The following is a 25,914-nucleotide window of genomic DNA, read 5'->3' as shown; positions in this document are numbered from 1 at the left end:
GGTTCAGGTGCCGATATGGGGCAGCGACAGGCGGGCGACAAGCTCTACATGCGTGGACCAGCGGAACTGGTCCACCACCTGCACCCAATCCAGGCGATAGCCCGCCGCCACCAGCATCCTGGCATCGCGGGCGAAGGTGACGGGGTTGCACGATACCATCGCCACGACCGGCACACGGGCGCGGGCGATCTCGGCCACCTGCGCCTCGGCCCCGGCGCGGGGCGGGTCGATGACGGCGGCGTCAAGGCGCAGCTCGTCCGCCATCAGCGGGCGGCGGAACAGATCGCGGGTTTCCACCGTGATCGCCTTGAGCCCACGGGTGTTGCGCGCGCCGGCCGACAAGGCGGCGGTCAGCGTGGCATCGCCCTCGACGGCATGAACCTCGGCGGTTTCGGCCAGCGGCAGGGTAAAGGTGCCGCAGCCGGCGAACAGGTCAGCCACCTTGCGCGCGGGGCCCACGGCCTCGCGCACGGCGGCCAGAAGCGCGGCCTCGCCCTGGGCGGTGGCTTGCAGGAAGGCGCCCGGCGGCAGCGGCACGCGCCCCGCGCCCATCGCGACCAGCGGCTGGGCACGAAGCGCGACGGCCTCGCCCTCCCATGTCAGGCGGGCCAGGTGGTGCGCCTCGGCCAGTCCGGCCAGATCCTGGATCAGCGCGGCATCCAGCGGCTTGCCGCCTGTCACGGCGACATCCGGGCCCGACAGCGTGGCAGTGACGGTCAGCGACAGCTCGCCCTTGCGCGAGGCACCGGCGCGGGTGATCGCCTCGAGCGCCGGGAAGGCGGCGATCAGGTCGGGGTGCAGCAACAGGCAGCCGGGCACGGCGACCACCTGATCCGATCCGCGCATGTGAAAGCCCAGCGTGACCCCCGCCTTGGTGCGCCGCGCCGACAGCGTGGCGCGCCGACGGCTGCGGGGGGGCGAGGTTTCCAGCGGCCGGAACGGTGCCTCCAGCCCCTGGGCGTCCAGCGCGTGGCGCACGACGCCCTGCTTCCAGTCGGCGACAAAGGCATCGTCCGCATGTTGCAGCGCGCAGCCGCCGCAGGCGCGGGCATGGGGGCAAGGCGGCTTGCGGCGATGGGCGGACGGGGTGACGATGCGCGGGGCCATCATCCGATCGCCCTGAACCTCGCCCTCGACCTCTTCGCCAGGCAGAACGCCCGGTATGAACACCGGCCCGTCTGGTCCGCGTGCGATGCCATCGCCATGATGGCCCAGCCGTTCGATTGTCAGTTTCATTCGGCCGCATCCTCCAGCCCCAGGAAGCCGCCTGATTGCCGCGCCCAGTAGCGCGCGTAAAGCCCCCCCGAGGCCAGCAGGTCGGCGTGGCGGCCCTGTTCGACGATCCGGCCATGATCCATCACCACGATCCGGTCCATTGCGGCAATGGTCGACAGCCGGTGCGCGATGGCCAGCACGGTCTTGCCCTGCATCACCCGGTCCAGCGCGGACTGGATCTGCGCCTCGACCTCGCTGTCCAGCGCGCTGGTGGCCTCGTCCAGCACCAGGATGGGGGCGTCCTTGAGGAAGGCGCGGGCCAGGGCGATGCGCTGGCGCTGTCCGCCCGACAGTTTCACGCCCCGCTCGCCCAGATGGGCGTCATAGCCCTTGCGGCCCTTGTGATCTTCCAGCGTCAGGATGAAATCATGCGCTTCGGCGGCCTTTGCGGCGGCGATCACCTCGGCCTCGATGGCATCGGGGCGGCCATAGAGGATGTTGTCGCGGGCGGATCGGTTGAACATCGCGGTTTCCTGCGTGACCATGCCGATCTGATGGCGCAAGGATTCCTGGGTCACGCGGCGCAGATCGTGCCCGTCGATCCGCACGGCGCCCTTTTCGGGATCGTAAAGCCGCAGCAAAAGCGCCACCAGCGTCGATTTTCCTGCCCCCGAGGCGCCGACGATGCCCAGCCGCTCGCCCGGCCGCACCGTCAGATCCAGATCGCGCACCCCGCCGGTCTGGCCGCCATAGGCAAAGCTGACATGGTCATAGCGCACCTCGCCCCGAACGCGGGGCAAGGGGGTGGCATCGGGGGCATCGGTCAGGGCATGGGGCGGGGTCAGGGTGTGCATCGCATCCTCGACCTCGCCGACATTGGCGTAGATGCCCATCAGGGTAAAGCTGACCCAGCCGGTCATCTGCGCGATTCGGATGGCGATGGTGCCGGCGGCGGCAATCTCGCCCGCCGTGGCGGCGCCATGGGTCCACAGCCAGGTGGTGCCGCCGATCAGCAGCACCGGCAAGGCGCCTGCCAGCATCATCAGCGACAGCCGGAACCAGGCGGACACGACGCCGAAGTCGATCGACCGCTCGCGGTAAAGGCCCATGGATTTCAACGCGGCGCGGTCCTCGTGGTCGGAATGGGCGAACAGTTTCACCGTCTTGATGTTGGTGATCGTATCGACCACCTGACCCGAGATATTCGCCCGCGCCGCCGCCCGGCTGACCGATGTCGCCCGGATGCGCGGCATGAAGAAGCGGATCAGCGCCAGATAGGCCGCCAGCCACAGCGCCAGCGCCAGCGCCATCCGCGCGTCGATGTCCAGCAAGAACACTGCCGATCCGACGACCGAGGCCAGGGCAAACACCCCGGTGTTGATGGTTTCCGACACCACATCGGTCACGGCGCGGGCGGCCTGCATCTGCTTTTGCGCGATGCGCCCGGCAAAATCGTTGTCAAAGAAGGTGACGGCCTGACCCATCGTCCAGCGGTGCAGCCGCGACAGCACCAGCGGCATGACATTCGGTCCGATCACCACCGAATTCGCGGCCGACGAGGCGGCAAAGATCAGCGGCCGGGCCAGCAGATAGAACCCCAGGAACACCGCGATCAGCCAGGCATGGGCGCCAAAGAACCCTTGCGGATCGGTGGCCGCCGTCGCGTCGATGACCGCGCCCAGAATTGTGGCCGAGACGATCTCGGTCACGCCGGCCAGCGCCGAGACGACCGAGGCGATCAGCAGCGCCTTCCACGACCCGCCAAGGCACCACAGGAAGAACGCGCCCAGCCGGCGCGGCGGGGCACCGTCGGCCGGCTGGAACGGGGTGATCAGATCGGCCAGCCTCATGCCTCGGTCTCTCTGTTGAACGTCTCCAGCCGGGCGGCAAGTTCGGCCAGCAGCTTGCGCAGGGCCGCATCCTGAGACTGCGCCACGAAAAGCAGGCGGTCGGCCGGCGGCATGTCGATGGCGGCGTGGGGCACAGCATCCAGCAGCGCCCCGGCCCCCATCGCCCAGGCGGACAGGGCGGCAGCATTGCCCGAGGTGACGATCACCTCGAACGAGGCGTTCAGCTCGCGCTGACCAAGGGCGCGTTCGGCGACCCAAGGGTCGGTCAGCCCGATCACCAGCGCGCGCAGATCGCGTTCCGCCCCGCCTGTCGCCCGCCCGTGCAGCGTGTCGATGAAATCGGGAACCGGGATCCGCCCCATGCCTTCCAGCAGCACATCCACCAGATCGTAATGCGACACGCCCGTCTGCGGCAGCGCGTCCAGCGCGGCGCACAGATCGGCGATGGTGTGGCGGGTCTGTTCGGTGTCGCCTGCGGTATCGGCGCTGAAATCGGCGGCCATCCGGGTCAGGGTCTCGGTCGCCTCGTCCAGAAAGCCGTCCATCTCGGGCGGCATCGGGCGCCAGATCAGCCGGGCAAGGCCGCCTGCGGCCAAGGCGATGGGGGCGGGCAGCCACAGCGGCAGGGCCGGGTGCCAGCCGGTTGCCGCCCCGATTCCGACGCCCAGCCAGAACAGCACCAGCACCAGCGCCACCTGCCCCGCCAGATCGCGCGACAGGTCCGCCGGCTTGCCAAGCAGCCAGGGCCGGGCCAGCAGCCGGGCCACTGCAAAGGCCGCCGCCATCAGCGCAAAGCCCGCAAGCCCATGCCCGGCAAGCCCTGCGGCCAGTGCGGCCAGCATCATCACGATGCCTGTCAGGATCAGCAGCCGCCCCCGCAGCCGCAGACCCGGTGCAGACCACCACCCGCCCTTCATTGTGTCACCTCGTCGCCCAGAAACCCGCCCGATTGCCGCGACCAGAGCGAGGCATAGATCCCGCCCCGCGCAAGCAGGTCGGCATGGGTGCCGTCTTCGGCCACGCGGCCCTGATCCAGCACGACGATACGGTCCATCGCCGCAATGGTCGACAGCCTGTGCGCGATGGCGATCACCGTCTTGCCCTGCATCACGCGATACAGCGTATCCTGGATCGCCGCCTCGACCTCGCTGTCGAGGGCACTGGTCGCCTCGTCCAGCACCAGGATCGGCGCATCCTTCAGGATCACCCGTGCCAGCGTGATGCGCTGGCGCTGGCCGCCCGACAGCTTCACCCCGCGCTCGCCGACATGGGCGTCATAGCCGGTGCGCCCCTCGGGGTCTTCCAGCGTCAGGATGAAGTCATGCGCCTCGGCCCGCCGTGCGGCTTCGATCATTTCGGCCTCGGTCGCATCGGGGCGACCATAGAGGATGTTGTCGCGCACCGAACGATGCAGAAGCGAGCTGTCTTGCTGCACCATGCCGATCTGGCGGCGCAGGCTGTCTTGCGTGAGCTGTGCAATATCCTGCCCGTCAATCAGGATGCGCCCTGCTTCCACGTCGTAGAACCGCAGCAGCAGCTTGACCAGCGTGGTCTTGCCCGCGCCCGACCGGCCCACCAGCCCGACCTTTTCCCCCGGCCGGATGGTCAGCGACACGCCTTGCAACCCGCCCGAGTCGCGGCCGTAATGGTGGCGCACGTCCTGAAATTCGATCCGCCCCTCGTGCCAGTCCAGCGGGCGGGCGGCGGGGCTGTCCAGCACGGTGACGGGCTGGGCGATCGTCTCCATGCCTTCGGCCACGGTGCCAAGCGCCTGCACAAGGCCGGTGGTCGCCCACATCAGCCAATAGGTCAGGTTGTTCAGCCGCAAGACCAGCGCCGCGGCGGCGGCCACAGCACCCACGGATGCCGCGCCCTGATACCACAGCAGCCCCGCCCAGCCGATCACCGACACGATCAGCAGCCCGTTCAGCACGGTCAGCGTCACATCCATCCGGGTGATGATGCGCATCTCATGCTGGAACTTGACCCGTGCGGTCTCGATCGCGTCCCGGGCATGGGCGATTTCGCGGTCATGATGGGCGAACAGCTTGACCGAATGGATGTTGGTATAGGCATCGACCACCCGGCCGGTGATGGCGCTGCGCGCGTCCGCGCTGGCCTTGGCGGCGGGGCCGGCATGGCGGATCGTCCAGCGCACCAGCAAGGCATAGCAGCCAAACCACACCACCAGCGGCACCAGCAGGCGCGGGTCGGCATCGGCCAGCAGGATACCTGCGCCGATCACCGTGACCGATCCAAAGGCCATGGCGTCGAAGGTCTGGAACACGGCGTCCCCTGCCGCAGGCGGGGTCTGCATGATGCGGTTGGCGATGCGGCCGGCGAAATCGCCCTCGAACCAGCCGACGGGCTGGCGCAGCACATGCCGATGCGCCCGCCAGCGGATCATGGTGCCAAAGTTCGGCAGGATGGTGTTGTGCAGCAGCGCCGTGCCGGTGCCCGAAATCATCGGCCGCACCAGCGCGATGATCAGCGCCACGGTCAGGAATTCCCAGCCGTGGCCGGCCAGTACCTCGGCCGGGGCGCCCGTGGTCAGCAGATCTACCAGCCGCCCGACATACCAGATCAGCGCAATATCGCCCGAGGCGACCAGCAGCGAGACCAGCGCCGTCACGGCAAAGACCTTGCGGAACGGCAGGACATAGTCGCGCAGGAACGGCCACAGCCCGCGGGGCGGTGTATCGGCCTGCGGATAGGGTTGGTAGGGGTCTACGAGTGTTTCAAAAAACCGGAACATCTATGCGCGCTTTCCTTGAATGCCCGATATAGGCCGCGCGCGTCAAAAGGGAAACCGCCCCCGATGGGGCGGCACCTTTTGGATGATCCGGGGGCGGCGATCAGATCGCCGACTGGATCCAGCTTTGCAGCGAGGCCTTGGGGGCAGCGCCAACCTTGTTCGACACGACCTGGCCGTCCTTGAACAGGAACAGGGCCGGAATGCCGCGCACGCCCAGCTGGGCCGCCGCTTGCTGGTCATTGTCGACGTTGACCTTGACGATTTTCACCTTGCCTTCGAATTCCTTCGAAAGCTCTTCCAGCGCCGGGCCGATCTGGCGGCACGGGCCGCACCATTCGGCCCAGAAATCCACCACGACGGGGATGGACGACTGGCGCACTTCGGCATCGAAGGTGGCGTCGGTGACGGGCACGGTGGCCATGACATATCTCCTGACTGGAATATGAAGTTGCCAGTGAAGGTAAGAACCCCCGCCCCCCGCGTCAAGGCAGCCCGGCACGGCCGAGCGCCTGCGACACGAGATCGTGGGGCAGGCGCATCAGCCGGGCACAGGATGTCCACAGCAGCGCGGTCTCGATCTGTCGGCCCGGATAGATCGCCTTAAGCGCATGGGCATAGGCTCCCATCTGGCGCAAAAGGCCATCGGGCACCTGATCGGGCGTCGCAGGCACCGTGGCGTTCGATTTGAAATCCACCGCCAGCACATGATCGGGGCCGACGATCAGCCGGTCGATCAGGCCGGTCATCGGCTGGCCGTTCAGGGTGGTGGCAAATTCCACCTCAGCCAGCGTGCCGGGGGAGAACAGAAAGGCCAGATCGGGCGCGGCCAGAACGCCGCGCGCCTCGGCCAGCAGGGCGGCGTCGGCGCCCATGGCACCCGCCAGTGCGGGCCAGTCGGTGGCAGGATGGTCGGGCAGCACCTCCAGCAGCCGATGCAGCAGGGTGCCGCGCGCCATCGCCTCGGCCTCGGACAAGTCCGACTCGCCCGGCAGGGCCTTGGCGCCGCCAAGGCCGGATGGCTTCAGGGGCGGCGGGGCCTTGGCGGCCGGGGCGGCGGGGCGGCTGGCCCAGTCGGGCAAGGGCGCGGGCTGGTCCACCACCGCCTCGGCGGGCGCGCCATCGGCGGGCCAGTTGCCAAAGGCATGGCGCAGGCCGGGGCCGGTCGGCGTATCCAGTGGCCCGGCCCCCAGTGACGACAGCCCCGCCCGGATCGCGGCATACCAGCTTTCGGGCTTTTCCGCCTTGCCGGCGGCGGCCACGATCAGCCAGCTTTCCGCCCGCGTCATGGCGACATACAGAAGGCGCTGGTTTTCCTCGTGCCAGCGGCGTTGCTGGTCGGCCAGGGCGGCGGCCATCGGCGGCGGCGCGTGGTCGGCCCCGGTCTTCCACACCGGCGTGCCGTCCCCCAGCACCAGCGTCTCGCCGCCCTGCGCGGGGCGGCGGTCGCCGGTGTCGGGCAGAATGACCACCGGCGCCTCAAGGCCCTTGGACCCGTGCACGGTCATCACCCGGATCCGGTCGCCCGCGCTGTCGGCCTGACGTTTCACCTCGACATCATCGGTCGAGAGCCACGTCAGAAAGCCGGTCAGGCTGGGCACCTCCATCCGCTCATAGGCCAGGGCCTGGGACAGGAACTGGTCGATCCCGTCCTCGGCCTCGGCGCCGAGGCGGGCAATCAGGCGGCGGCGGCCATCGTGGCGGGTCAGGATGCGGTCGATCAGCTCGAAGGGGCGCAGGAAATCGGCGCGGTTGCGCAGATCGTGCAGCACGGCCAGCGTATCGGCGTGATCGTCGCGTTTTCGCAGGGTTTCCCACAGCCATTGCCGCCCGCGACCCTGTGCAAGGTCGTAAATCTGCTGTTCGTCCCAGCCGAACAGCGGCGATCGCAGGGCGGTTGCCAGCGCCAGATCATCCTCGGGCGTGGCCAGGAATGACAGCAGCGCGGCCAGATCCTTGACCGCGATTTCCGCCCCCAGTTTCAGCCGGTCGGCCCCGGCGATGGGCAGGCCGGCGGCCTTGCAGGCGCGGATCATCTCGTGGAACAGCGCGCTGCGGCGCTGGACAAGGATCAGCACATCGCCCGCCCGCATGGGCCGGTCGGTGCCGTCGGTCTGCGGAATGCGGGTGCCCGCGGCCAGCAGCGCCTTGATCTGCTGGGCGATCCGTTCGGCCAGGACCACTTCGGGCGCGCGGGGGCTGGGCAGGTCCACCGGATCGAACCAGTCGCCGGGGTCGGGGTCATCCTCGGCGGCAACCACCGGCCACAGGTCCACCCGGCCCGGCATGGCATTGCGAAAGGCGATGTGGCTGACGCGGCCAAGGCTTTCGAACGGCGCGCAGGTGGCGTCCACCGCGCCCAGCACGGCTGGCGAGGAGCGGAACGAATATTCCAGCGGGTGCAGATGCAGCGCCGTGCCCACCGCCGCCAGCTGCTGCGAGAAATGCGCCTGCATCGCGTCGAACTTTTCCAGATCGGCGCCCTGGAACGAATAGATCGACTGCTTCTTGTCGCCCACGACAAAGATCGTGCGCCCCTGATCGCGCGCGCCTTGGCCGGCGGTGAATTCCTGCGCCAGCAGCTCGATCACCCGCCATTGGTCGGGGCCGGTGTCCTGTGCCTCGTCGACCAGGATATGGTCGATGCCGCCATCCAGCCGATACAGCACCCACTGCGCGACCGATGACACCGACAGCAGATCGCGGGCGCGCAGGATCAGGTCGTCAAAGTCCAGCCAGCCGCGCGCCTGCTTGCGCCGGTCATAGTCCGGCAGGAACCTGGCGGCGAAATCGTGCAGCGCGCTGGCCCGCTCCAGCGCCTCCAGCGCAAGGCGGCGGGGGCGGGCCGCCTCGACCCGGGCCATCAGTTGTTCCAGCGGGTCGATCAGGTTGCCCAGCTTGCCGCGCGTCGCCTTGGTGGGAAAGCTGCCGATCTTGGCGGAAAACGGCTCTTTCGCGCTGCTGCCGGTCAGCAGAACGCCCTCGAGCCCGGCCAGATCGCGCAAGCCCGCGCCGATCAGATCCAGCGCCTTGATGCGCAGGGCGGCCTTGCTGTCGGTTGTGCTGCCGCTGGCGAGCAAGGCCGCGATCTGCGCCAGCCACTCTGCCTCGCCGCCCAGAAACACATCGGCCAGCAGGCGTTGGGGGGTATCACCCGGCGTCAGGCCAAGCGCCGTTGCCAGCGTGTCGCGGCTGGCCCCGTCAAACCGCGCGCGGTTGCCTGCGACCTCGGCGGCCAGTTTCAGGAAATCTTCGCCGCTATAGTGGCGGGCCAGCCGGGCGATCACCTCGGGCGCGCGTTCGGCCATATCCTCGACGATCTCGGCGCGCAGCAGATCGGCCGAACGGTCGTCCATCTCGGCAAAGCCGGGCGAGACCTGCGCCTCGAGCGGAAAGCGGCGCAGCAGGGCGGCGCAGAAGCTGTGGATCGTCTGAATCTTCAGCCCGCCTGGCGTTTCAATGGCGCGGGCGAACAGCCGCCGGGCCGAGGCCAGCGTTTCGGCATCGGGCGCCGCAGTCAGCCCAAGCCCGGCCAGCGCGGCGCGCAGATCGGGTTCCGGCATCATCGCCCATTCGCCAAGGCGGCGGAACAGGCGGTTCTGCATCTCGGCGGCGGCGGCCTTGGTATAGGTCAGGCACAGGATGCGCTGGGGTTCGGTTCCCGACAGCAGCAGACGGGCCACGCGGTCGGTCAGCACCTTGGTCTTGCCCGATCCGGCATTGGCCGAGGTCCAGACCGAATGCGCCGGATCGGCGGCGCGTTGTTGCACATCGGATGCGGAAAGCGTCATGCCTCATCCTCCTTGCCGACGGGCATCTTCACCGCGCTGTCGGCCATGGTCCATTCGCCAAAGCGCGACAGCTGGTCATAGTCGCTGCCAAAGGCGTGCTTGTGCATGGCGCGGCGGGCGGCATAGCCGGTGGCCGGGTCAAGATAGGTGGCGATCAGCTTCGCAAGCCCTGCCCAGGCCTTGTCCAGCGTTTCGTCATCGACGTCCACGGGTTCCGCCTTGGGGCTGGATCCAAGGCCGACATAGGTGGCCGCCGCCACCTCGGATGGGCCAAGGGCGCCAAAGCCGCCCAGCCGCGCCATGGCAGCCTGAAGCGTCAGCTGCTGGTTGAAATATTGCTGCTGTTTCTGGCTGGGCGGGTTGCCGGTCTTGTAATCGTAAAGATGCAGGCGACCATCGGCCAGCATGTCGATGCGGTCGGGCCGCGCGGTCAGCCGAAAGCCGGTGCCCGCAACCTCGATCCCGCCGGGGCTTTCCAGCAGGACCGGGTTGCCGGCGTGATCGGCCTCGAACGCCAGGAACCAGTCCGCCACCCGCGCGATGCGTTGGCGCCACAGGATGCGGGCGGCGGGCCAGGGCACCTCGGTTTCCAGCACGGCATCGGCGGCGGCCAGCAGGCCATGCATCGAACGGTCAGCATTCCGCGCAAACACCTCCATCACCTTGTGCAGCACCGATCCGCGCAGCCGCACGTCGGGTTCGGCGCGCAGCGGATCCAGCGGGCGCAGCCGCAGGATTTCCCGCGCGTAAGTCGCATAGGGGTCGCGGATCAGCGTCTCGATCCCCGTCACCGGCAGTTCCAGCGGGCGGGCCTTGGCGGGCGGGGCCGGGGCCGGGCGCTGGGCGCGGGGGGTGTCCTGCGCCGGGCGTTCCAGTGCGCGGGCCATCGCCAGCCAGTCGCGCCCCCGCCCCCGCATCGCTGCCAGCGCCTGCGGCCCGTGCCGGTCCGGCAGGCCCTGCATCAGGTTCACCAGCCGGTTCAGCCAGCGCGAGGGCACGCTTTCCGCCTCGTCGCTGCGGGCGGCGCGGGTCAGGATCACCTCGGGCGCGGCGATGGCCTGCTGGAAGTCATGCGCCGACAGGCCGATGCGGCGTTCGGGCAGCAACAGCCCGGCCCGCATCCGCATCTGCCGGTTCAGCCAAGGGTCGGGCGGCGGCAGTTGGGGCCATGACCCGTCATTGAGGCCCCCCATGATGACCAGATCGGCGGCCAGCTCGCGCGCCTCGCGGCTGCCCTGAATGCGGATGCGCGGGTGGGGGGTGATGATGTCGCGCACCTCTTGGCCCGCAATCACGGCATCGAACAGCGCAGAATAATCATGCGGGGCCAGATCGCCGCCATGCTCTGCCTCGGCCTCGAGTGCGGCAAAGGCGGCGGCGGCCACCTCGCCGGGGTTTTCCAGCCATAGCTCGCCGCTGCCGGGGACGGGGCCGGCGGCCAGCCGTTCGGCCAGCGCGCGATGATGCGCCAGATGGTCGGCCAGCGGCCGGGTGCCGACGCTGTCCAGCCCCGCGATGCAGCTGGCCAGCCAGTCGCCCCAACCCGGCGCGTCCTGCGCCGCGCCCCAGCCGCGCAGGAAATCCGGCTCGGGAAAGGCGGGCCCCTTGCGGCGCAGGTGCAGTTCCAGATCGCGGGTCAGGCGCAGATGCTCGCCCCGTTCCGCCCCCGTGTGCACCAGCGGATGTTTCAGCAGCGCCAGCAGCCGATCGCCCGTGATGCGCTGGCCAAAGAGGCCGGTGATCTGCCGCAACAGGCGCCCCGGCGGCGACAGCGCCAGCGGGCGGCCCGCGCTGTCATCGGGCACGATGCCCCAACGGTCCAGAGCGACCGTCACCTGACGGGCAAGGTCGCGGTCGGGGGTGACCAGCGCGGCGGTCTGCGTGCCCTCGGCCGCGCTGCGCAGGATCAGCGCAATCGCCAGCGCCTCGGCCCGTGGGCTGGGGGCCTCGATCAGCGTCATGGCGGCGGTCGCCTCGCGCAGGTCGGGCAGGTGGGCGCCCTCCGCCAGCCATTGGTCGGTGACGGGCGCCGGCCGCAGCGCCAGCGAGACCAGCCGGTTGCGCCCCGGCGCCGGGGGGATATCGCCCGTCCAGCGGGCAATGTCGCCGGGCTGCGCGCCCAGCAGATCCAGCAGATGGCGGGTGCGGTATTGCGGATGATCCTCGGCGGTCAGGGCATTGTCCAGCCGGTCCCACAGCGGCAAGGGCATGTCGAAATCATGCCCCGGCAACACCAGGGCGCCTTGCGGCAGCGCCGCCACCGCCTGCATCATCAGCGCCGTCGCCCCGCGCGAGCCGGTCGAGCCTGCCACGATCACCGGCCCCTGCGGCGGATGCGCGGCCCACAGATCGCCCAGCCGGGCCGCCACCATGCGCCGGCGCGTTTCGGCCTGCGGGCTGGCATCGGGGCCAAAGAACGGTGCGACGATGCCCAGAAACCGCTGGGTGCGCGCCCAGTGCAGCGAATGGTCCGACACGTCCAGCGCCGCCACGGCCTCGGGGGTCACGCCTTCGCCCGCCATCTCGTCGATCAGGCCCGCCAGGCTGTCGGCCAGATCGTAAAGCGCTGATCGCGGGGCAAGGTCGGGTTCGGCATCCAGCAGCCGGGCGATCAGCTGGGTAAGCTGCAAGCGCCGCCGCAGCCCCGGTTCGGGCGGCGGCAGACCGGGCAGCGGCAGAGCCTCGGCCAGTTCGGTGACAAGGCGGATGCGCGGCAACAGCTCATGTGCGCCGAACTGCGCCTTGACCCGCTCGCGCATCCCCGAGGAGTTGACCCACAGCGTCGCCCGCGCTATCGCCTCGGGCGGCTGGCCGTGCAGGCGCATGCGCAGGCCCGCGACCAGCGCCTTGGCGAAATCAAGGCCGGGGGGGATGCCAAAGATCGTGGTGCGTTCAGCCATCGGCACCCTCCCGCAGCATGGCCTCGGCCTGGTCAATGCCTTCTGGGCGGCCCACATCGCACCAAAGGCCCGGGTGGAGCGCGCCAAAGGCCTGGCCTGCGGCGATCTGCCGGTCCCACAGGCGGTTCAGCGAAAAGGCCGGATCGGGGATCGTCTGCAGCCCCGTGGGGTCGAGGATCTGGGCGCCCAGATAGACCATGTCGCCGCCGCGCGTGATGCGGCCATCGGGGTGCAGGGTGAAATCGCCCTTCGGCCCGTGCCCGCGCGTTTGCGCCAGTGGGGCCAGCAGCAGCCGCGCGCCCATGCCCCCGTGCCAGCCCTCGCGCAGGGTCAGAAGCGGGTTCGGCCCCGTCCAGACCGCATCGGTGTTCAGCGTAAAAACCGGCCCCGGCCCCAGCAGCGGCAGCGCCGCGCGCAACCCGCCGCCGGTTTCCAGGATGTCAGGCTGTTCCTCGCTGAACAGGATGTCCTGCCCGGCCAGATGGTCGCGGATCTGCGCGCCCCGATAATGCAGGTTGGCGACAGTGCGGCCAATGCCTGCCCCGCGCACCAGCTCAAGCGCATGGTCGATCAGCGCCCGCCCGGCCACGGGGATCAGCGGCTTTGGCCGATCAGCCGTCAGCGCACCCATCCGGGTGCCGAACCCGGCGGCGAACAGCATCAAAGAGTCGGGACGGTTCCGCACAGCTCGGTGATCCTTTGCAAGGCTTCGGGGGTCGGCTCGGGCAAGCGGGCGGCGGCGCGGACCCCGGCAAGGGCCGGATGGGCCAGATCGTGCTGCAGATGCGCCCAGACGCGGGGGATCAGCCGCACATAGCCCGGCTTGCCGAAATGCAGCGACAGGCGGGTAAAGCCGCCCAGGATGCGCAAGGCCCGCTGGGCACCCAGCACGGCGCAGGCGGTGGCGGTGCGGCCCGGATCGGCGGCGGTCAGGGCGGCGAAATGCGCGATCATCCGGTCCGCCAGATCGCGCGGCACATCGCGCCGCGCATCTTGCAGCAGCGAGATCAGGTCATATTCCGGCTGGCCCATGGACCCCATCTGGAAATCCAGCAGCCCGACGCGTGCCAGCCCCTGCCGGTCCGGCAGCCACAGCAGGTTTTCCGCATGATAGTCGCGCAGCACCAGAACCGGCTTTGCGGTGCAATGGGCTGCCATCGCCTGCGCCATGGCGGCCACCAGCGGGGCAGGATCTTGCGGCTGGCCCGTCACCGCGCGGGCATACCAGCCCAGCGACAGGCCCGCTGCCTCGGCCATGAAGTCGGGGGTGTGGTCCGGCAGGCCAGGGGGTGGCGGGGCGCCTTGCAAGGTGGCCAGCACCTCGATGGCGGCGGCGTAGATCTGTTCCTCGGGTGCCCGGTCACGGTCCAGCAGGCGCGCATAGAGCGTGTCGCCCAGATCCTCGAGCAGCAGAAAGCCGTTGGCGGGGTCTTCGGCCAGGATGCGCGGGGCCGACAGGCCAAGGCCCAGCAGATGGCGCGCCATGGTGACAAAGGGGCGCACATCCTCGCCCCGCTCGGGCGGGGCATCCATCAGGACGGCAGTTTCCGCGCCGCGCCGCAGCCGGTCATAGCTGCGGGGCGAGGCATCGCCCGCCAGAAAGCCGCGCGCGGCATCGGCCCAGCCGGCGCGGGCGACAAAGGCATCGGACAGGGCCTTGCGGTCGGTCATGGCGGGCAATGTCCCAAGGTTGCAGCGCGCCGAAGCCGCGCCCGGATGTCGCGAAAGGGCCCGTGCGTCATGGCTGCGGCGGCGCCCCAAGCCGCGCCAGCCGGTCGGCCGGGCCGGTCAGCGTGGCGCTGCGCCCCTCGCCATCGGCGGCCAGCGTCAGGGTCAGCGCCTGCGGCGGGGTCAGGCTGCCCAGCCGGTCGGGCCATTCGATCAGGCACAGCGCGGTGGAAAATGCCTCGTCAAGACCAAGTTCCACCACCTCTTGGGGATGGGTCAGGCGGTAAAGGTCGGCATGCCAGATTTCGCCCGCCGCGGTGTCATAGACCTGCACCAGGGTGAAGGTGGGCGAGGGCACATCCTCCATCCGGCCGTCGGCGGCCAGCCGGTGCTGGATCAGCGCGCGGGCCAGATGGGTCTTGCCCGCGCCAATCGGCCCTTGCAGCAGCAGCACATCGCCCGCGCCCAGCCTGTCCGCCAGCCAGCGCCCAAGCGAGGCCGTCGCATCGGGGTCAGGCAAGGGAAGGCGGAGGGACGGCGCGGCACGGGTCATGCGCCGGTTGTAACCTGCCCCGCGCGGCGTAGGAAGGGGCCGTCACGCCGTGCTGGCATGGTCCCGCCGTGACCAGCGATCCGGCGCTGCTTCGGCAGGGTCGGGCGTCAGGATCAGCCGCATCGCGGGATCGACGGGCAGATCCAGCGCAGCCTCGGCCGAAAAGCCGACCAGCGTGGCCCCGCCGGCCAGCGGGGCCAGACGGCAGCGCAGGCTGCGCCCGTCGTTCAGCCGCGCCTGCGAGACCCATGGCTCGCGCGGGCCAGAGGTCGCGGCATAGCCTTCGGCCAGCGCCCAGAAATGGCTGGGGGCGCAGGCCGCACGCCAGAGTGCCGCCAGTTCGGACAGCGACTGTTCGGCCACCTGTTCGGACGGATCATGGCCCCACAGCCGGGCATAGGCGGTGTTCGACATCACCAGCTGCCCCGCCGAGGAGAAAACCGCAATCGCCTCGTCCGTGGCGTCGATCACCGATTGGCCCAGTTCCAGATCGGCGCGCATCCGGCGGGCGCGGGTGATTTCGTCGCTGATGTCCTGAAACAGCAGCGCCAGCGCGCCTTCGGGATGCGGGCGGCCGATCACCCGATAGGTCAGGCCCGAGGGCAGCGCCCAGGTTTCCTCATACTGGCCACTGGCGGCGGATTGTTCCAGCGCGGCCATCTGAAGGCGCCAGGATTTGTAATCCTTGGGCTCGGGGATCATCCCCCGCTCGCGCATCATGTCGAGAAAGGCGAACAGACCGGGGCGGGCCGACAGGAAATCGACCGGCAGGCCCGACAGGTCGGTCAGGGCAGGGTTGAACAGCTGCAACTTGCGCTGACGGTCAAAGATGGCCAGCCCGATGGGCAGATGCGCAAAGGTCTTGGTCAGGGTCTGGACAAAGCTGCCAAGCGCCTGTTCGGCCTGCGCCGCAGTATCGGCGGGCAGGGCAAAGGCGATGTGCCCGCCCCCGTCCTGCGGGGTGATCGAGCAATCGAACCAGCGGGTGGTGCTGCCATCGGGCGCGGGCAGGGCGCGCCGGCCATCGGTCGGCGATTCGATCAGGCGGGGCAGGGGCCAGCCGATCGGCTCTGCCTCGGTCGATTGCTGCATGGCCAGCGCGACATAGGCACGGTTGGCCCATGTGACCCGCCCCCCGGCATCTTCGCGCCAGATCGGCAGCGGGGCTTCGTCGGTGATCTGGCGCAACGAGTCCAGCTCTTCGTCCTGGGCGCGCTGGGCGAGGGCGTCGATCAGCCGCCCGGTGCTTTCGACATGGGGTTCCAGCAAGGCGATGCGGCGCAGGCCGCTGCGCCATTCGGCGCTGAGGGTCATCCCGTCGGGCGCGGTCGAGACAAGCGAGATGCGCCCCAGATCGGGCAGGCGTTCAAGCTGGGTTTCGACACCTGGAAAGCGGGGGGCGGCCCAGGACAGGAACCGCGCCCAATCCGACCCCGGCCCGCGCGAGGCGGCCAGCAACGCGCGCCCGCCGGCCGATGCATCCAGCAGCCGGTCCCCATCAAACAGCAGCACCGTGCCGGCCGGTGTTTCGGCAAAGACCCCGGCGCGGCCGCGCCCCTGACCCTTCTGGATCAGGCTTGCGGCCCACAGGGCCAGAATGGCAGCAGCGAAACTGACGGCGAAAAGCCAAAGCCCCTGGTCCAATGTCATAAGTCGCCCCTTGGCGGGAAAGATCGCGCAAGAAGCAACCTAGGGGAGAATAGGTTAATCACATGTTAATAGAGCGACAGGGAAATGGCCCGCCTTGCACGATCATGCCCGGGGGGCCTAGCCGTTGATCGGCTGGTTCTCCCCCAGGCGGCCTTCGGTCGCGGCAATCGCCTCGCGCGGCCAGGACACCTCGACGATGGCACCCGACCGGGCCGGGCGTTCGTCGCGGCTGAGGAACGGATCGCCCCCATTGGCAAAGGTCAAGGTGGCCCCCGACCGCTCCAGCAGGGTCTTGGCGATGAAAAGACCAAGCCCCATCCCCTCATATCCCGGGCGCTCGCGCCCCTCGTCGCTGCGGGGGCGCAGGAAGGGTTCGCCAATGCGGCCCAGAAGTTGCGCCGGATAGCCGGGGCCATCGTCGATCACCCGCACGACGATCACGTTCCCGGACCATTGCCCGTCGATCCAGACCGTGGTTGCCGCGAAATCCACGGCATTCTGGATCAGGTTGCGCAGGCCGTGGATGATCTCGGGGGCGCGGCGGATCTGCGGCTGGCGCGGCTCGGCGCCCTGGGCGGGGTGCAGGTTGAACACCAGCGCCTTGCCCCGCGCCTGATGCGGCTCGGCGGCCTCGTGCAGCACGGTATCCAGCGGGGCGTTGCGCAGGTGCAGATCGTCCTTGCCGGCCCGGCCCATGGACCGCAGGATGTCGCGGCAGCGGTCGGCCTGATCGCGGATCAGGGCGGCGTCCTCGCGCAGATCCTCCAGCCCCTCGCGCCCGGCAAGATCGTCGATCAGCTCCGAGCTGACCAGCTTGATGGTGGCCAGCGGTGTGCCCATCTCATGCGCGGCGGCCGCGACGACGCCGCCAAGGTCGGTCAGCTTCTGTTCCCGCGCCAGCGCCATCTGGGTGGCCATCAGCGCCTCGGACATGTTGCGGATCTCGCCCGACACACGGCGGGCATACAGCGCAAGAAAGCCGACCCCGATCACGATGGCGATGGCATGGCCGAATTCCAGCAGCGGCGGCATCTGCAATTCGGCCCCGCTTGTCAGCCGCAGCGGCATCCGGAATGCCGAGAACAGCCCGGCGCAGGCCAGCGTCGCCGCCCCGACAATGGCGGTGCTCCGATCCGTCAGGCCAGTGGCGGCGATGGTCACGGGCACCACGATCAGCAAGGCAAACGGGTTGTGCAGCCCGCCGGTCAGCGCCAGCAGCAGCGAGATCTGCCCAAGGTCGAACAGCAGCATCAGCAGCGCGCCCCGGCCGCCCAGCCGGTAGCTGGCGGGCAACACGGTCATCGACACAAGGTTCGCGATGACCGACAGCCCGACGACCAGCGCACAGGCGCCCAGCGGCAAGGCCAGGTCGAACCACGCCGAGGCGGTCAGGATGGCCGCCACCTGACCCGCCACGGCGATCCAGCGCAGCAAGATCAGCGTGCGCAGCCGGATCCATGTGCTGGTTTCCGGCCCGGCCAGCAGGTGCGCGGCAAAGCGTGGCATTGACTCTGGTGGCTCCGGAGGGTGATTTGCCCCTTGTTAGCGAGGCACCGCCCGGCAATCAATCCGCCGGTCGGGCACGGAGGGTTCGGAATGCTCAAGGTTTATGCTGGAATTGCGGTGGCGGCTGTGGCTGCCCTGGTGGGCGGCAGCGCATGGTATGTGCTGCAGCGGCAGTCGGCCGACCCCTATGCGCAATGCCGGCAATCGGCGATTGCCGGCGGTCCGGGGGCGATTGGCGGGCCCTTCACGCTGGTCGATCACACGGGCCGCACGGTGACGGACAAGGATGTCATCACCAAGCCCTCGCTGGTCTATTTCGGCTATACGTTCTGTCCCGATGTCTGCCCGCTGGACAATACCCGCAACGTCGAGGCGGTCGACATCCTGGAAGAGATGGGCCACGAGGTGACGCCGATCTTCATTTCCATCGACCCCGATCGTGACACGCCCGAGGTGATGGCCTCGTATGTCGAAACCCTGCACCCGCGCATGATCGGTCTGACGGGCACGCCCGAACAGACGCAGGCGGCGTCCAAGGCCTATCGGACCTATTACAAGGCGCAGGACAAGTCGGACGAATATTACCTGGTGGACCATTCCACCTTTACCTATCTGGTGGACCCCGAGAAGGGCTTTCTGGAGTTCTTCAAGCGCGAGACCACGCCCGAGGAGATGGCCGAACAGGTCTCGTGCTTTCTCGAGGCGAAGTAACATTGACGCCATGCGTCAACAGGTCCCGCAAATGCAGGTTTGACCCGGTGGGCAGGGCGGCCTAGAACCGGAACGGGCCAGAAGTTGCAAGGATTTCCTGTCATGTCCGAATTCGATCCGGCGGAACTGGGGGCGGACCGCTCGCTCTTGCTGGTGGATGACGACGAGCCATTCGTGAAGCGTCTGGCCAAGGCGATGGAAAAGCGCGGCTTCCAGCCCGAAACCGCCGACAGCGTGGCAATGGGCAAGGCCATCGCCCAAAGCCGCCCGCCCGCCTATGCCGTGGTCGACCTGCGGCTTGAAGATGGCAATGGTCTTGATGTGGTCGAGGCCTTGCGCGAGCGCCGGCCCGATTGCCGCATCGTGGTGCTGACCGGATATGGTGCGATTGCCACGGCGGTGGCCGCCGTCAAGATCGGCGCGACGGATTACCTGTCCAAGCCCGCCGACGCCAATGATGTGACCAATGCCCTTTTGTCGCGCGGCGAGTCCCTGCCGCCGCCGCCCGAAAACCCGATGTCGGCCGACCGGGTGCGCTGGGAACATATCCAGCGCGTCTATGAGCAATGCGACCGCAATGTTTCGGAAACTGCACGGCGTTTGAACATGCACCGGCGGACACTTCAGCGGATTCTTGCCAAGCGCAGCCCGAGATAGCACAACCATAACGCGATTTTGCATGATGCAAATCGCGCGGCGCTCAATTGCGCTTGTGTGACAGGCAGTTTTCTGCATCTGTCAAGGGACGGTATTTTTCACCGCGCGCCAGAACAGAAAGGAACCGCGATGGATCTCGATCTTAACGCGATGTCGCTTCGTGAGCTCAAGGAGCTTCAGGTAAGAGTGGACAAGGCTGTTGCCACCTACGAGGATCGTCGCAAGAAGGAAGCGCTTGCCGAACTCGAGGAAAAGGCCCGTGACATGGGCTTTTCGCTTGCGGAACTCATGAGCCTGCAATCTTCGAAATCGAGCCGTCCGCGCGGCAATTCGGTTCCGAAATATGCCAACCCGGAAAATCCGTCCGATACATGGTCGGGCCGCGGGCGCAAACCGCGCTGGTTCATCGACGGTCTGGCATCCGGCAAATCGCCCGAGGATATGGCGATCTGAACTTTCTGATCGCCTGGGGGCAGCGATCAGGGCCAGGGCGGCGCCAGCGGTGCCGCCTTTGCATTTTGCGCCCGTGCCATTTCCGCCACGCATCCCCCTGCCAGCGCGGCGTTTTTCTGGACCCGCGCCGAAAATGCCGCTAGAGTTCGTCTCAAACGGGGCGATATGACCCCGAAGATCGAGGCAGACATGGCATTTCCCGAGCGGTTCTCCGACTTGCCGGAGTATGCGTTTCCGCGGTTGCGGGCGCTTCTGGATCATCATCAGCCTAGCGGGACACCCTTGTCGATGACCATCGGCGAGCCCAAACACCCGTTTCCGGCCTGGGTGGCCGAGGTTCTGGCGCAGAACCTGAACGGCTTCGGCGTCTATCCGCCGAATGATGGCACGCCCGAATTGCAGGCCGCGATTTGTGGCTGGATCGGCCGGCGCTATGGTGTCGAGGTTCCGGCAAGCCAGGTGATGAACCTGAACGGCACCCGCGAAGGGCTGTTCAACACGCTGATCGCCCTGTGCCCGGAAACCAAACGCGGCAAGCGGCCGGTCGTGCTGATCCCGAATCCATTCTATCAGGTCTATGCGGTGGCCACCCTGGCGATCGGGGCCGAGCCGGTTTACGTCAGCGCAACGGCGGCGACCGGCTTTCTGCCCGATTACCGCAGCCTGCCGGCCGAGGTGCTCGACCGCGTGGCGGTCGCCTATATCTGCTCGCCTGCCAATCCGCAGGGCGCTGTTGCCTCGCGCGAGTATCTGGCCGATCTGCTGGATCTGGCCGAGCATCACGATTTCACCGTGTTCTGCGACGAATGCTATTCCGAGATCTGGCGCGATGCCCCGCCCCCCGGCCTGCTGGAGGTTGCCGCCGCGAAAGGCGCCGATCCCGAGCGCGTGGTGGTGTTCAATTCGCTGTCCAAGCGGTCCAACGTGCCGGGAATCCGCTCGGGCTTCGTTGCGGCCGGGCCGAAGTCGATGGTGCATATCCGTCGCCTGCGGTCCTATTCCGGGGCGCCGGTGCCGCTGCCTTTGCAAAAGGTATCCGAGCGGCTTTGGTCCGACGAGGACCATGTGATCGAAAACCAGCGTCTCTATCACGACAAGTTCCGGGATGCGGCCGAGGTCTTTGCCGGTCATCAGGGCGTGACCTTGCCCGAAGGCGGGTTCTTCCTGTGGATGCCGGTGGACGATGGCGAACAGGCGGCGCTGGAGCTGTGGCAAAAGACCGGCGTGCGGGTGCTGCCCGGCGCCTATCTGGCGCGCGATGCGCAGGGCGGGAACCCCGGCAAGGGCTATATCCGCGTGGCGCTGGTCGCCCCGGCCGAAGAAACGAAACGCGGGCTGACCATGATCCGCGACTGTCTGTACGGGTGAGGAGAGGCATGGCGAGCTATCACGCACGGCAGCGCGACCCGCTTCTGGATCGCACCACCCAAGCCCTGGTGGAAAAGCGCGGCAAGGAATTGCTGGGCCTGATGCTGGTTGCGCTGGCGCTTGGGCTGGCGGCCATGCTGGGCAGCTATTCGCCCGACGATCCCGGCTGGATGGTGGCCACGGACGAGCCGGCGCGCAACATGCTGGGCCGTCTGGGCGCGGCCGTGTCCTCGACGCTGGTGATCATCCTGGGCGTGGGGGCCTGGAGCTTGCCGCTGCTGTCGGGCGTGTGGGGGATGCGCTTCGTGCTGCATCGGGGCGAGGATCGGGCGGTCGGCCGCACGATCTTTGCCTGGACGCTGGTGGTTCTGGCGGCGGCCTATGCCGCGACGCATGTGCCGGGCAACGACTGGGTGCATTCCTTCGGCCTTGGCGGCCTGCTGGGCGATACGGTTCTGGGCGCCCTGCTGGGGGCAGCGCCGGTGGGCTTGGGCGTTGCGCTCAAGCTGGTCTCGGTGGTGCTGGCGCTGGCAATGCTGGCGGCGGGCCTGTTCACGCTGGGCTTTGACAAGGAAGAGCTGCGCACGGTCGGGCGGTTCCTCTATATCGGCACCATCGTTTTGTATGGCTGGCTTCTGGCGGGTCTGCGCGTGGCAGGGCTGCGGGCGGCCACGGGCGCTGTGGGCGTGGGCAGCAAGATCCGGGCGCAGGCTGCTGCCCGCCGCGAGGCGCGTCAGGCCCCGCCGCTGGACGATCTGATCGAGGACTATGAGCCGCGCCGCCCCGAGCCGCCGGTTCAATCGACCGAGGACGCGGTGCAGGGCCTGCGCGCCCGCGTGGCCGGGCTGATCCGCCGCGCGCCCGATCCCGAGCCGGAACTGCTGCAAAACACGCGCGACTATGCCGATATCGAGGCCCCCGGCGAGGACCGCATCCGCGCCCGCATCTCGGACGCGATCCGTGCCAAGGCGCGTCAGGCGATGCCGGTCGCGCCCGGCGCCCGCGCCGAGCCCCCGGTGGTGCGCAATGCCCGCGCGGCCGATCTGCCGCTGAACCCGGCGATTGCCCGGGCCATCGCCGGTGCCCCGGCCCGTGCCGCAGCAGCCGCCAGTGCGCCGATGCGGCTGGCGATCACCCCAGGCCCGGTCGAGCCGCCCGTCGTCGCCCGTGCCCCGCAATGGGACGACATGCCCGAACTGGTGGAAACCCCGCTGGCCGACGAGCTGCCGCCCGAGGATTGGGTGCTGGAAGATGACTGGCCGATGCCGCAGCCCGACGAGCCGCAGCAGACCGCCCGCGAGATGCTGGACGCCGCCTACGACGACGAGGATGACGAGGCCGCCATTCCCGACCAATGGGCCGCGACCCGTGCCCCGCAGGTCGCGCCCGACATCAAGCGCGGCGTCGTGCAGCACCCGGTGCGCAAGCCTGCCGCGCCGTCACGTCAGGCCCAGGCCGAGTCGCAGCCGCGCCTGCGGTTCGAGGAACGCGAGGCCCCGGCCTATGAGGCGCCGCCGCTGAACCTGTTGACGAACCCCGCGACCATCCAGCGCCATCACCTGTCGGACGAGGCGCTGGAAGAAAACGCGCGGATGCTGGAAAACGTGCTGGATGATTACGGCGTCAAGGGCGAGATCGTTTCGGTCCGTCCTGGCCCGGTCGTCACCATGTATGAACTGGAACCGGCGCCGGGCCTCAAGGCCAGCCGGGTGATCGGTCTGGCCGACGATATCGCGCGGTCCATGTCGGCGCTGTCGGCGCGGGTGTCCACCGTGCCGGGGCGGTCGGTCATCGGGATCGAACTGCCGAATGCCCACCGCGAAAAGGTCGTGCTGCGCGAGATCCTCTCGGCCCGCGATTTCGGCGACAGCAACATGCGCCTGCCGCTGGCCCTGGGCAAGGATATCGGCGGCGATCCGATCGTCGCGAACCTGGCCAAGATGCCCCACCTGCTGATCGCCGGGACCACCGGGTCGGGCAAGTCGGTGGCGATCAACACGATGATCCTGAGCTTGCTTTACAAGCTGACGCCGGAAGAATGCCGGCTGATCATGATCGACCCGAAAATGCTGGAACTGTCGGTCTATGATGGCATCCCGCATCTTCTGTCCCCCGTCGTGACCGACCCGAAGAAGGCGGTCGTCGCCCTGAAATGGGTCGTCGGCGAGATGGAGGAACGCTATCGCAAGATGTCCAAGATGGGCGTTCGCAACATCGAGGGCTATAACGGCCGCGTCCGCGAGGCGCTGGCCAAGGGCGAGATGTTCAAGCGCACCATCCAGACCGGCTTTGACGAGGAAACCGGCGATCCGGTGTTCGAGACCGACGAGTTCGAGCCCCAGCCCTTCCCCTATATCGTCGTCATCGTCGACGAGATGGCCGACCTGATGATGGTCGCGGGCAAGGAGATCGAGGCCTGCATCCAGCGCCTGGCCCAGATGGCGCGGGCGTCCGGCATTCACCTGATCATGGCAACGCAGCGGCCGTCGGTCGATGTCATCACCGGCACGATCAAGGCGAACTTCCCGACCCGGATTTCGTTCCAGGTGACGTCCAAGATCGACAGCCGCACCATTCTGGGCGAGATGGGCGCGGAACAGCTGCTGGGCATGGGCGACATGCTGTATATGGCTGGCGGCGGGCGGATCAGCCGCATCCACGGGCCCTTTGTCAGCGACGAAGAGGTCGAGGAAATCGTCAACCACCTGAAATCCTTTGGCCCGCCGACCTATATGTCGGGCGTCGTCGAAGGCCCGGACGAGGACAAGGCCGACGATATCGACCAGGTGCTTGGCCTTGGCGGCGGCGAGAACTCCGACGATGCGCTGTATGATCAGGCGGTGGCGATTGTCGCGCGTGATCGCAAATGCTCGACCAGCTATATCCAGCGCAAGCTGGGGATCGGCTATCAAAAGGCCGCCCGTCTGGTCGAACAGATGGAAGATCAGGGCGTGGTCAGCACCGCCAACCATGTCGGCAAGCGCGAGATCCTGTTGCCCGAACACTAGGGCCGATCGCCCTTGGCGGACCGCTGGAGGGGTTTCACACCCCTCCAGACCTCCCCGTGGGGTATTTTCGGAAAGGTGATGGGAAAAGCCGAGGGGGCGGGACGATCCTTGCGGTGGGGGCGATCCATCCTGTCGCCGGGGGCAGGCCAAGCGCCTTGGCTATCCTGTCCGCCAACAAGGAAGCGGGGGGCCGCGATAGACCGGCATCGCCCGGGCTTCCTTGCAATGCGCAGGAACCGGGCTGCCCGGTGCGGGAACTTTGGCCAGAGTGCCCCCATGCTGCATTGGAGGCTTTCATGGCATATCGTATCCGCGGGCTCGACCCCGCCCCGTTTCGCAAATACTTTGGCCTGTCCGATGCGGCGTTGGCCGCCGAAGGGGTCGTGCGCTATCACGTCGATGCGCAGCCGGGCTTTCCCGACCGGGTGACGATGCAGGATCTGGCGCCAGGCGACACGGCGCTGCTGCTGAATTACGAACATCTGCCGATCGCCTCGCCCTACCGCTCGCGTCATGCGATCTTTGTCCAGGAGGGCGCCCAGACCCCTTATGAGGCGATTGATACCGTGCCCGAGGTGATGCGCAGCCGCATCGTGGCCCTGCGCGGGTTCGACCGCCGCGGCTTCATTCTGGATGCCGATCTGGCCGAAGGCGACGGGATCGACCCGCTGATCCGGCGGCTGTTCGATAACCCCGATATTGCCTTTGTCCATGCGCATTACGCGCGGCGGGGCTGCTATGCCGGGCTGATCGAGCGGGCCTGATGGCAGGCACAAACGCCCGGCCGGCACCTGCCGGGACCGATCACAATTCGATATGAACCGGCGTGTCGAAATCGCGCTCGGGCCGGATCGTGCGGGCGGCGGATTGCAGGGCGCCCAGATACCGCTCGAAGTTGGCCTTGACCCGGTCCACCACCCCGCCCAGGGCCAGCGTCACCGGCTGGCCCTGCACCTGCACCGGCAACAGCACGGCAATGGTCGCGCCCCCGGCAAAGGGCAGGTTCTGCACATGGGCATAGCCGCGGGCCCGGATCTCGGTCACGCGGTCCATGATGTCGCGCACCTTGACCCGATCGGCCGGGTTGGGGGTGGCAATGTTGGCGCGGCGGACCAGATTGTCGATCTTGTCGTCGCTTAGCGTCGTCATCAGCATCCAGCCGGCGGCCGAGCCGGTGATCGGGCGGATCGTGCCTTCGTCGATGTGAAAGCGCAGCGCGTGGATCGAGTTCCGCGTCTTGATGTATTGCAGATAGACGTCGTTCTTGGCGCCGATGAAGATGCCCTCGCCGGTGGCGGCATGAACGTCGTTCAGCGCATCCAGAATCTGGCCCGACCCGAACAGCGCGCGGGGAATCCAGTCGCCCAGCGAGGTGACCTTGGGCGTCGGAAAGTAGACGCGGCTGCGGCGGTCGAAGTTCAGATAGCCCAGCTTGACCAGCGTCTTGAGCAAGACAGTGGTGCTGGACTGTGGATAGCTCAGGTCGCTGGCCAGTTCGGACATGGATCTGGGCTGCTGGCTCAGCTTGAAATATTCAAGGATTTCAATGGCCCTTGTGGCCGATTTGACCTGTGACGGCTGCATTGCGGTTCCTCCCCTGCCACGCTTCGTGCCGGCGGCGCGTTTCATAAACGTGAAACTCGGCGCCATGCATGAAAAACTGTGGTTCGGCAAACATGCGCATGACATGCTGGTCTTCGTCAAGGTTCGCCCCGTGGTGCGGACCGGAGATCCGGGCCAGACCGGCCGCCTTATCCGGGAGGGATGGGCCGCCGGGCCGGGTTTCCAAAGGGGAAGAGGTGTCATCGTCAGGGCGCAGCATCTGCGCGATC

Annotated in this window: 20 protein-coding genes; 6 read left to right on the top strand and 14 right to left on the bottom strand. The window is 68.1% G+C overall.

What is annotated here, in order from left to right:
• Positions 1-3: 3 nt before the first annotated feature.
• The 12 genes from G481_RS0120165 to regB all read right to left on the bottom strand — a co-directional run bounded on the left by G481_RS0120165 (position 4) and on the right by regB (position 17,885).
• The gene (locus G481_RS0120165) at positions 4-1,236 is read right to left on the bottom strand and encodes a class I SAM-dependent RNA methyltransferase (RefSeq protein ID WP_028031598.1); all 1,233 of its coding nucleotides are present in this window, start codon (positions 1,234-1,236) and stop codon (positions 4-6) included.
• A complete protein-coding gene (locus G481_RS0120160) occupies positions 1,233-3,065 on the bottom strand; it encodes an ABC transporter ATP-binding protein (protein ID WP_028031597.1) in 1,833 nt (610 codons plus the stop codon). Before G481_RS0120160 ends, G481_RS0120165 begins: the two co-directional genes overlap by 4 nt.
• Positions 3,062-3,982, bottom strand: a complete 921-nt coding sequence (locus G481_RS0120155; protein WP_028031596.1) for a hypothetical protein — start codon at positions 3,980-3,982, stop codon at positions 3,062-3,064. The genes G481_RS0120160 and G481_RS0120155 overlap by 4 nt, the downstream gene beginning before the upstream one ends.
• Positions 3,979-5,820 carry an ABC transporter ATP-binding protein gene (locus tag G481_RS0120150; RefSeq protein ID WP_028031595.1) on the bottom strand — a complete coding sequence of 614 codons (1,842 nt, stop codon included), beginning with the start codon at positions 5,818-5,820 and terminating at the stop codon, positions 3,979-3,981. Before G481_RS0120150 ends, G481_RS0120155 begins: the two co-directional genes overlap by 4 nt.
• A 100-nt stretch (positions 5,821-5,920) precedes the next feature.
• Complete coding sequence (trxA, locus tag G481_RS0120145) at positions 5,921-6,241, bottom strand: thioredoxin (protein WP_028031594.1); 321 nt, start codon at positions 6,239-6,241, stop codon at positions 5,921-5,923.
• A gap of 61 nt (positions 6,242-6,302) precedes the next feature.
• Entirely contained in the window at positions 6,303-9,608 is a 3,306-nt protein-coding gene (gene addA / locus G481_RS0120140; RefSeq protein WP_028031593.1) for a double-strand break repair helicase AddA, read from the bottom strand.
• Positions 9,605-12,508 (bottom strand): PD-(D/E)XK nuclease family protein, encoded by a 2,904-nt coding sequence (locus tag G481_RS24745; protein ID WP_035026849.1) that lies wholly within the window; start codon positions 12,506-12,508, stop codon positions 9,605-9,607. The genes addA and G481_RS24745 overlap by 4 nt, the downstream gene beginning before the upstream one ends.
• Positions 12,501-13,169, bottom strand: coding sequence for a nucleotidyltransferase family protein (locus tag G481_RS0120130; RefSeq protein WP_035026848.1), 669 nt, complete (start codon positions 13,167-13,169; stop codon positions 12,501-12,503). The genes G481_RS24745 and G481_RS0120130 overlap by 8 nt, the downstream gene beginning before the upstream one ends.
• Positions 13,169-14,179 (bottom strand): aminoglycoside phosphotransferase family protein, encoded by a 1,011-nt coding sequence (locus G481_RS0120125; protein ID WP_028031591.1) that lies wholly within the window; start codon positions 14,177-14,179, stop codon positions 13,169-13,171. The genes G481_RS0120130 and G481_RS0120125 overlap by 1 nt, the downstream gene beginning before the upstream one ends.
• Positions 14,180-14,246: 67 nt before the next feature.
• Complete coding sequence (gene tsaE, locus G481_RS0120120; protein WP_028031590.1) at positions 14,247-14,729, bottom strand: tRNA (adenosine(37)-N6)-threonylcarbamoyltransferase complex ATPase subunit type 1 TsaE; 483 nt, start codon at positions 14,727-14,729, stop codon at positions 14,247-14,249.
• Between the two features lie 42 nt (positions 14,730-14,771).
• A complete protein-coding gene (locus G481_RS24740; RefSeq protein ID WP_084451147.1) occupies positions 14,772-16,379 on the bottom strand; it encodes a PAS-domain containing protein in 1,608 nt (535 codons plus the stop codon).
• Positions 16,380-16,496: 117 nt separating this feature from the next.
• The gene (gene regB, locus G481_RS0120110; RefSeq protein WP_028031589.1) at positions 16,497-17,885 is read right to left on the bottom strand and encodes a sensor histidine kinase RegB; all 1,389 of its coding nucleotides are present in this window, start codon (positions 17,883-17,885) and stop codon (positions 16,497-16,499) included.
• 90 nt (positions 17,886-17,975) lie between these two features.
• On the opposite strand from regB, the gene G481_RS0120105 reads away from it, so the two are divergent.
• The 6 genes from G481_RS0120105 to G481_RS0120080 all read left to right on the top strand — a co-directional run bounded on the left by G481_RS0120105 (position 17,976) and on the right by G481_RS0120080 (position 24,846).
• Complete coding sequence (locus G481_RS0120105) at positions 17,976-18,596, top strand: SCO family protein (RefSeq protein WP_028031588.1); 621 nt, start codon at positions 17,976-17,978, stop codon at positions 18,594-18,596.
• Positions 18,597-18,698: 102 nt separating this feature from the next.
• Positions 18,699-19,253 carry an ActR/PrrA/RegA family redox response regulator transcription factor gene (locus tag G481_RS0120100; protein ID WP_028031587.1) on the top strand — a complete coding sequence of 185 codons (555 nt, stop codon included), beginning with the start codon at positions 18,699-18,701 and terminating at the stop codon, positions 19,251-19,253.
• Positions 19,254-19,382: 129 nt separating this feature from the next.
• On the top strand, positions 19,383-19,706 hold the full coding sequence (locus tag G481_RS0120095; protein ID WP_028031586.1) for an H-NS histone family protein: 324 nt from the start codon (positions 19,383-19,385) through the stop codon (positions 19,704-19,706).
• A 189-nt stretch (positions 19,707-19,895) separates the two neighbouring features.
• Complete coding sequence (locus G481_RS0120090; protein WP_028031585.1) at positions 19,896-21,074, top strand: aminotransferase class I/II-fold pyridoxal phosphate-dependent enzyme; 1,179 nt, start codon at positions 19,896-19,898, stop codon at positions 21,072-21,074.
• A gap of 8 nt (positions 21,075-21,082) precedes the next feature.
• Positions 21,083-24,082, top strand: coding sequence for a DNA translocase FtsK (locus tag G481_RS0120085; protein WP_028031584.1), 3,000 nt, complete (start codon positions 21,083-21,085; stop codon positions 24,080-24,082).
• 296 nt (positions 24,083-24,378) lie between these two features.
• The gene (locus G481_RS0120080) at positions 24,379-24,846 is read left to right on the top strand and encodes a DUF1203 domain-containing protein (RefSeq protein ID WP_028031583.1); all 468 of its coding nucleotides are present in this window, start codon (positions 24,379-24,381) and stop codon (positions 24,844-24,846) included.
• 40 nt (positions 24,847-24,886) lie between these two features.
• On the opposite strand, the gene G481_RS0120075 is transcribed toward G481_RS0120080, so the two are convergent.
• Together G481_RS0120075 and G481_RS26170 are read right to left on the bottom strand one after the other, a co-directional pair.
• A complete protein-coding gene (locus G481_RS0120075) occupies positions 24,887-25,666 on the bottom strand; it encodes an IclR family transcriptional regulator (protein ID WP_028031582.1) in 780 nt (259 codons plus the stop codon).
• Positions 25,626-25,904, bottom strand: a complete 279-nt coding sequence (locus G481_RS26170; protein ID WP_154664700.1) for a hypothetical protein — start codon at positions 25,902-25,904, stop codon at positions 25,626-25,628. Before G481_RS26170 ends, G481_RS0120075 begins: the two co-directional genes overlap by 41 nt.
• Between the last annotated feature and the right edge of the window lie 10 nt (positions 25,905-25,914).

The organism is Gemmobacter nectariphilus DSM 15620 (genome assembly GCF_000429765.1).
Taxonomy (GTDB): domain Bacteria; phylum Pseudomonadota; class Alphaproteobacteria; order Rhodobacterales; family Rhodobacteraceae; genus Wagnerdoeblera; species Wagnerdoeblera nectariphila.
This window is presented reverse-complemented; position numbering and strand designations above follow the sequence as displayed.

What these genes read in the sequence shown, in the direction of transcription:
- trxA (WP_028031594.1), bottom strand. Translation starts at nt 6,241, where the DNA reads ATGGCCACCGTGCCCGTCACCGACGCCACCTTCGATGCCGAAGTGCGC.
- G481_RS26170 (WP_154664700.1), bottom strand. Translation starts at nt 25,904, where the DNA reads ATGCTGCGCCCTGACGATGACACCTCTTCCCCTTTGGAAACCCGGCCC.
- G481_RS0120085 (WP_028031584.1), top strand. Translation starts at nt 21,083, where the DNA reads ATGGCGAGCTATCACGCACGGCAGCGCGACCCGCTTCTGGATCGCACC.
- G481_RS0120100 (WP_028031587.1), top strand. Translation starts at nt 18,699, where the DNA reads ATGTCCGAATTCGATCCGGCGGAACTGGGGGCGGACCGCTCGCTCTTG.
- G481_RS0120095 (WP_028031586.1), top strand. Translation starts at nt 19,383, where the DNA reads ATGGATCTCGATCTTAACGCGATGTCGCTTCGTGAGCTCAAGGAGCTT.
- addA (WP_028031593.1), bottom strand. Translation starts at nt 9,608, where the DNA reads ATGACGCTTTCCGCATCCGATGTGCAACAACGCGCCGCCGATCCGGCG.
- G481_RS0120165 (WP_028031598.1), bottom strand. Translation starts at nt 1,236, where the DNA reads ATGAAACTGACAATCGAACGGCTGGGCCATCATGGCGATGGCATCGCA.
- regB (WP_028031589.1), bottom strand. Translation starts at nt 17,885, where the DNA reads ATGCCACGCTTTGCCGCGCACCTGCTGGCCGGGCCGGAAACCAGCACA.
- G481_RS0120105 (WP_028031588.1), top strand. Translation starts at nt 17,976, where the DNA reads ATGCTCAAGGTTTATGCTGGAATTGCGGTGGCGGCTGTGGCTGCCCTG.
- G481_RS0120130 (WP_035026848.1), bottom strand. Translation starts at nt 13,169, where the DNA reads ATGCTGTTCGCCGCCGGGTTCGGCACCCGGATGGGTGCGCTGACGGCT.
- G481_RS0120075 (WP_028031582.1), bottom strand. Translation starts at nt 25,666, where the DNA reads ATGCAGCCGTCACAGGTCAAATCGGCCACAAGGGCCATTGAAATCCTT.
- G481_RS0120090 (WP_028031585.1), top strand. Translation starts at nt 19,896, where the DNA reads ATGGCATTTCCCGAGCGGTTCTCCGACTTGCCGGAGTATGCGTTTCCG.
- G481_RS0120155 (WP_028031596.1), bottom strand. Translation starts at nt 3,982, where the DNA reads ATGAAGGGCGGGTGGTGGTCTGCACCGGGTCTGCGGCTGCGGGGGCGG.
- G481_RS24745 (WP_035026849.1), bottom strand. Translation starts at nt 12,508, where the DNA reads ATGGCTGAACGCACCACGATCTTTGGCATCCCCCCCGGCCTTGATTTC.
- G481_RS0120150 (WP_028031595.1), bottom strand. Translation starts at nt 5,820, where the DNA reads ATGTTCCGGTTTTTTGAAACACTCGTAGACCCCTACCAACCCTATCCG.
- G481_RS0120160 (WP_028031597.1), bottom strand. Translation starts at nt 3,065, where the DNA reads ATGAGGCTGGCCGATCTGATCACCCCGTTCCAGCCGGCCGACGGTGCC.
- G481_RS24740 (WP_084451147.1), bottom strand. Translation starts at nt 16,379, where the DNA reads ATGACATTGGACCAGGGGCTTTGGCTTTTCGCCGTCAGTTTCGCTGCT.
- G481_RS0120125 (WP_028031591.1), bottom strand. Translation starts at nt 14,179, where the DNA reads ATGACCGACCGCAAGGCCCTGTCCGATGCCTTTGTCGCCCGCGCCGGC.
- G481_RS0120080 (WP_028031583.1), top strand. Translation starts at nt 24,379, where the DNA reads ATGGCATATCGTATCCGCGGGCTCGACCCCGCCCCGTTTCGCAAATAC.
- tsaE (WP_028031590.1), bottom strand. Translation starts at nt 14,729, where the DNA reads ATGACCCGTGCCGCGCCGTCCCTCCGCCTTCCCTTGCCTGACCCCGAT.